Genomic DNA, 6,423 nt, shown 5'->3' with positions numbered 1-6,423 from the left:
CGCATCATATCCTCAACCGGCGACAGGATGAGTGTTAGCGGCGTACGAAACTCATGCGAGATATTAGTAAAAAAGTTGAGCTTAGCCTCGGTGGCAGCCTCAGCAAGTGCCGACATCTCGATCAGTTGGTTCCGTTGCGATAAAATCTCGTCGTTTTTAACCTCAAGACTTTTGTTGATCTTGCGGTTTTCCATCAGCGAATAAAATGCAAGCCCCCCAAAAACTATATCCAGCACCAGCGTAATAACAATAATATTAAGCACCAGTTCCTGGCTGTTATAAACCTCCCGCTGCTCTGCAAGCAATGATTGCTGCCGCTCAATATCTTTTTGCTGGCTGTTGATCTTGTTCCATTGCAATTTCATTAATTGTACATTGGTACTGTCAATAACCAACGATTGCAATATATTTTGCTTGGCAAACGACTCTTTATTTAAAATGCGGAATGCAATGGTTATAGCCTCCTTGCCGCCGGTAGGGTAAAGCATACTGGCGGTAATTGTTTTTGAGGCTACCATTTGCAGGCCCCCGCTGTTGCCTGGAGATGCATCAACTCCAAACACTTTTACTTTGCGTTGTGGCTCCAGCCGGTTCAGCACTTCGCGTGTTCCTTGTGCCATCACATCGTTATGAGCGAATATGGCATCTGCATTTTTCAAGGCTGGCTGCATCATTTCCAGCTGTTTTTGAGCGTTGGCCTTGAGCCAGTCGCCATAAACCTGCGCTGTGATATGAATATTGCCGAATTTTGAAACACCGTCGCTAAAGCCCCGCTGCCGCTCGATAGCAGGAGAGGAGCCGGGCAGCCCCATCACCTCTATGATGTTGCCACTGCCTTTTAATACCGAACCAACGTACTCGCCGGCCATTTTGCCAAGCTGGTAATTGTTGGCGCCTACGTAAGCGGTGTACGATTCTGACGATGTTTTACGGTCGATAACTATAACCGGGATACCTTTATTATAGGCCTGCTCCACAATGCCGGTAAGCGGCTGGGCTTCGTTGGGTGATATAATGAGCAGGTCTATCCCTTCATCCAGCATTTTTTTAACCTGCTCAACCTGCTTTTTGCTGTTGCCATCGGCATCGGTATAAATAAACTGTGCGTCAGGATGTAATGAAAGTTCCATTTTCATTTCATCAAGCATATTACGCCGCCAAAGATCAGAGCCTATGCATTGCGAAAACCCTATGGTGTACTGCGATCTTTTATCGGCTTTTTTACAGCCGGTAAATAAAAGCAGCAGGAGTACAGGTAACAGAAATATGTTGCGCAGGTTATGATACAAAGCCATTAGCTTTTAATAAGGTTATAAAGATGTTTAAACGTGGTTTTACTGGTTGACGCAATCTTTTCGGGCGCCTTGTAACAAAGGTATCAATAAATGTTTTTACAAAACAAACCAGGCGGGTTCAGGGGGCTATCACAATGGTGTAACCATGTATCAAAATTGAAATATGCCGGTAACAGAATTGAAGGTTTGGTATCGAAATTTTATGCTTTGAATTTTATCTATCTGATTTTTAACTATTTATGAGTGGTTTGATTTTTATACATATTTGGTATGATATCAATAACTGCCGCTTTGCAAATGGGCCTACTTTGCAACCGTAAATCCAATTAACACTTTATAATTATTATGAGAAAACATTCCGTCCTGGCCTGGTCCATGGTCGTGGCCCTTGGTGGCTTTCTTTTCGGGTTTGATACCGCCGTGATATCAGGCGCCGAAAAATCTATCCAGCAATTCTGGCATCTTTCGGTATTTGAACACGGGCTTACCATATCTATTGCATTAATAGGTACTGTAATAGGATCGCTGTTTGGTGCCAGGCCTTCAGATATCTTCGGACGGAAAAATACCCTATACTTTGTAGCTGCTGCTTACCTGTTATCATCAGTTGGTACTGCTATGGCCGATAATTGGTATGTGTTTTTAACCTTCAGGTTGTTAGGCGGCCTTGGCGTAGGCATATCATCGGTAACGGCACCTATTTATATTTCAGAAGTATCGCCTGCAGACAGGCGCGGCCGTTTAGTGGGGTTGTTCCAGTTTAATGTGGTATTGGGGATCCTGATCTCATACCTGTCAAACTACCTCATTAGCCAGGGGGGCGAAACCTCATGGCGCTGGATGCTGGGAGTACAGGCCTTTCCGTCGGCTTTGTTTTTAGTGTTGATCTATTTCATTCCGGAAAGCCCGCGCTGGCTTATCCTTAAAAAGAATGAAACCACAAGGGCGCTTGAAATATTACGTGTTATAAACCCCCTCAATTGCGAAGACGAACTGGCCTCGATCAAAAACTCAAGTCTTGTTGACGCCTCTGAATCAAAAGCTAATCTCTTTTCAGGGCAGTATAAAACGCCGGTGATATTGGCTGTGCTGTTTGCCTTTTTTAACCAGGTATCGGGCATTAACGCCATAATATATTATGCACCGCGGATATTTGAAATGGCTGGTCTGGGTGCACATTCATCGTTATTGTCAACAGTAGGCATCGGGCTTATCAACTTTATTTTTACCCTGCTGGGCATCAATATTATTGACAGGGTAGGCCGACGAATTTTAATGATTGTTGGCTCGTTCGGCCTTATTGCCTCCTTGTTTTTGGTGGCTGTTACCTTTTATTCAGGCCACTTCAGCGGGTTTGCCATACCTGTTTACATGATGATCTTCATCGCTTTCTTCGCCTTTTCGCAGGGAGCAGTTATCTGGGTGTTTATCTCGGAGATCTTTCCTAACCAGGTTAGGGCCAAAGGGCAAACATTGGGTAGCTCAACCCACTGGATCATGGCTGCTATTATAGCTTTTTGTTTTCCATACCTGGCCGAATCACTGGGTGGCGCAGTCACTTTTTCCTTCTTCTGTATTATGATGGTTTGCCAGCTGGTTTTCGTATGGAAGTTTATGCCCGAAACCAAAGGCCGCTCATTGGAGCAAATAGGAACCAATATGGTAATGCATTAATAATATCATGAATATGCTAAATGAAACTATAACACCGGCCATTTGCTACGGCGAAATACTTTGGGACGTTTTGCCCGATGGACCGCAGCCCGGCGGCGCACCGCTCAATGTAGCCTATCACCTCAATAAGCTTGGCGTGCAAACCAGCCTGGTGAGTAAAATAGGTAAGGATGCTAATGGGCAGAAGCTTGAAAACCTGCTTGACGACTGGGGGATAAAAAAACACCTGCTGCAAACCGATACCGAGCATCCAACCAGCCAGGTAATAGCCAAAATGAATAATGGTAATGAGGTATCGTACGAGATCATTTTTCCGGTTGCCTGGGATTTTATCAGCGATAGCAAAGACATCATCGGCCAGTTAAAGCCTTCAACCTATTTTGTTTTTGGCAGCCTGGCCTCTCGCAATGATGTTTCGCGCAGTACGCTTATGGAACTGCTGGAAAGTGACGCTATTAAGGTATTTGATATTAACCTTCGGCCGCCATTCATTACCCGCGATTTGCTGGGCCAGCTGTTACACAAGGCCGATATCGTAAAGTTTAACCAGGCCGAGTTGGAAATGGTACAGAGTTTTTTCCGCGGATCATTCGGCAAAGAATCGGAGCAGATCAGGTTTATCCAGGAGCATTTCAATGTGCCCGAAATTATAGTTACCAAGGGCGAGTTCGGTGCATCGTATTACAAAAACGACAAAGCATATCATGCCGCAGGCCGCGAGGTAAAGGTGCGGGATACCATAGGCAGCGGCGACTCATTCCTGGCCGCCTTTATTGCCAATCATTATCGTGGCGTATCACCAGAAATCATATTAAAAAATGCGATAGCGATGGGCGGCTTTATTGCAACAAAGAAAGGAGGTTGTCCGGATTATAAGATCAGAGAGTATCAAGACTTTATAAACAAGATGTTTTAACCAAACCAATTACACTTAAATCAAAATCAATGAGAAAATTATTACTTATTTGTTCCTTTCTTATACTACTAATAAGTGAAGGATACGCGCAATCCCGCATCATCAGCGGGACGGTGTTAGACAACTCCTCAAAACCTATCGACGGAGTTACCATAGTGGTTGTTGAATCCCAAAAATCAACGCTGTCAGACGCCAACGGAAAATTCAGCATCGCTGTGAAAAACGGCGAGTCTGTACGGTTTTCCTATGTAGGTGCCAAACCAATACTTATAGCTATTACTGCCGATACTAAAACACTTAACGTAGTATTCAAAGATGCAGAAAACAAGCTTAATGAAGTAGTTGTAACCGGTTATACCTCCGAAAGAAAGAAAGATTTGACAGGAGCAGTTGCAGTAGTTGATTTAGCGCCAGTAAAAAACAACAGTTCGGGCAATACCATGCAGGCCTTACAGGGTAGGGTTGCGGGTTTATATATTGAAAAAGATGGGTCGGCAAATGGCTCAACCAGCAGGATCCTGATCAGGGGAGCAAATACTTTAGGCAACAATAACCCGCTGTATATTATTGATGGTATCCCCACTACAAGGCCCGAGGTATTTCAAAATTTGTCGCCTTCAAATATAGCCTCGGTTCAGGTGTTAAAGGATGCTTCGTCCGAGTCAATTTATGGTTCTCGTGCATCTAATGGTGTAATCATCGTTACTACCAAAAACGGTGGCAATACCGAGGGTAAGGTGCAGTTCCAATTTAATAACAGTACCTCAATCCAGTCCGAAAAATCGTTAAGGTTTAAAATGCTGAACTCAGTTGACAGGGGTAAGGCCTTGTGGCAAGCCTCCGTAAACGACGGGCAGGATCCTGCCGCTGGTTATGGAGAGATCTATAACTTCGACTGGAATAATAATTTCGGTAACCCAGTTTTAAATAGTGTTACGCCTAAACCATTTGTAGGTGGTGACCCCAATACCCCGGCTGGCGATACCGACTGGCAAAGCGTGCTGTATAAAACTGCCTATGTTTACAATAATGACTTTACAGCTTCGATAGGTAATAAAAATTCTTCGCTCCAGATAAATTTTGGAAATATAAAGAATACAGGCCTTGTGCGCTTTACTAAATATGGGCGTACCACCGGTAGCATTAATGCCATAACCCGGCCCTTTGATGGCAAAGTTACCTTCGGCGTTAACATAAAGATCACTAACTCAAACGAAACCCTTACTACTACGGATCTGGGTGGCGCTTCAACCCCGTTCCTTGCGGTTACGCTGGCCCCAACCATCCCTGTTTATCAAAAAGATGGTGTAACCTATGCCGGCGAGTCAGGGGCAGGCTACTCTGACAGGAACAATCCTTTGCATATGCAGGACCTTGCTAAATGGAATAATGCCAACAGGTTAAACACATTTGGTAACGTATTTTTAGAGGTACAACCCATCAAGAATTTATTCTTCAGGTCAAATTATGGTGCCGACAATGCAGATTACCTGAGCAAGGTGATCACGCCAACTTTTTCAGAGGGGGCGCTGAACCGTACAACCAACAGCCTGTTCTTTGATCAAAATCATTATTTAAGCACCACACTCTCTAATACTTTAAGGTACAGCTATGATTTAAACGCTAAGCATCACTTTAAAATATTAGTAGGTACAGAGTATATTAAAACCTTTACTGATTTTCAAACTACCCTGAAACAAGGATATGCGATCCAAACTGAAGATTACTTTACGTTAGATGCCGGCACAGGAAATACTATTGTTACCGGCAGATCAACAGGTAACAGTTTGTTTTCACAGTTTGGTCGTTTTGATTACAATTATGCAGGCAAATATTTACTGTCGGCCACAGTTCGTCGTGATGGTTCGTCAAGGTTTGGTGCCAATAATCAGTATGGTATTTTTCCATCTGCTTCAGCCGGCTGGAAAATAGACCAGGAAAGCTTCATGAAAAACAGCACCATATTTTCTGAACTGAAATTAAGAGCTGGTGTTGGTCGGGTAGGTAACCAGGAAATCGGCGACCTATCGCGCTACGCGCTTTATAATACACGTTACGGCACTACCCAAAACCAACTTACCCCCGGCTTTTGGGAACAATATATGAACGTTGGTACCGCATATTCATTGTCAGGGGCTAATACAGGATCACTGCCATCTGGCTTTGTTCAAACTCAGGCAGAAAACCCAGCGCTTAAATGGGAAACTACCGACGAATTAAACACGGGGTTAGACTTTGCCATATTAAATGGTAAGATCTCCGGTTCATTTGACTATTTTACCAGAAAAACCACAGGCATCCTGATCACTCCGCCGGTTGCATCTGCATTGGGCGAAGGACAATCTAAAACTGTTAACGGTGCATCAAAAACCAATAGGGGCTGGGAGTTTTTAGTAACCTATCACGGGCAACGGTCGGGAGATTTTAATTACAACGTAACTTTAAACTTTTCTCACTTCAGGGATAAGATCACAGATTTGCCGGAGAATGTAAGGCCAGCCTACCCAGGCAATATTGATAATACCATCATAGGACATT

4 protein-coding genes are annotated in these 6,423 nt (G+C 43.9%); 3 read left to right on the top strand and 1 reads right to left on the bottom strand.

The window, feature by feature from the left end:
- Positions 1 to 1,295 (bottom strand): substrate-binding domain-containing protein (locus VF500_RS05150; RefSeq protein ID WP_330858647.1); only part of this gene is annotated, 1,295 nt, incomplete at its 3' end.
- A gap of 345 nt (positions 1,296 to 1,640) precedes the next feature.
- Between VF500_RS05150 and VF500_RS05145 the strand changes: the two genes are divergently transcribed.
- The 3 genes from VF500_RS05145 to VF500_RS05135 all read left to right on the top strand — a co-directional run.
- The gene (locus VF500_RS05145) at positions 1,641 to 2,969 is read left to right on the top strand and encodes a sugar porter family MFS transporter (protein ID WP_330858646.1); all 1,329 of its coding nucleotides are present in this window, start codon (positions 1,641 to 1,643) and stop codon (positions 2,967 to 2,969) included.
- A 7-nt stretch (positions 2,970 to 2,976) separates the two neighbouring features.
- The gene (locus tag VF500_RS05140; RefSeq protein WP_330858645.1) at positions 2,977 to 3,885 is read left to right on the top strand and encodes a carbohydrate kinase; all 909 of its coding nucleotides are present in this window, start codon (positions 2,977 to 2,979) and stop codon (positions 3,883 to 3,885) included.
- Positions 3,886 to 3,914: 29 nt separating this feature from the next.
- A partial coding sequence (locus VF500_RS05135; RefSeq protein ID WP_330858644.1) for a SusC/RagA family TonB-linked outer membrane protein occupies positions 3,915 to 6,423 on the top strand: 2,509 nt, incomplete at its 3' end.

It is taken from the genome of Mucilaginibacter sp., assembly GCF_036383575.1.
In the GTDB taxonomy this organism is placed as follows: Bacteria; Bacteroidota; Bacteroidia; order Sphingobacteriales; family Sphingobacteriaceae; genus Mucilaginibacter.
This window is presented reverse-complemented; position numbering and strand designations above follow the sequence as displayed.

Bases quoted from the DNA above. Each gene is read 5' to 3' on its own strand.
- VF500_RS05140 (WP_330858645.1), top strand. From the start codon at position 2,977: ATGAATATGCTAAATGAAACTATAACACCGGCCATTTGCTACGGCGAA.
- VF500_RS05145 (WP_330858646.1), top strand. From the start codon at position 1,641: ATGAGAAAACATTCCGTCCTGGCCTGGTCCATGGTCGTGGCCCTTGGT.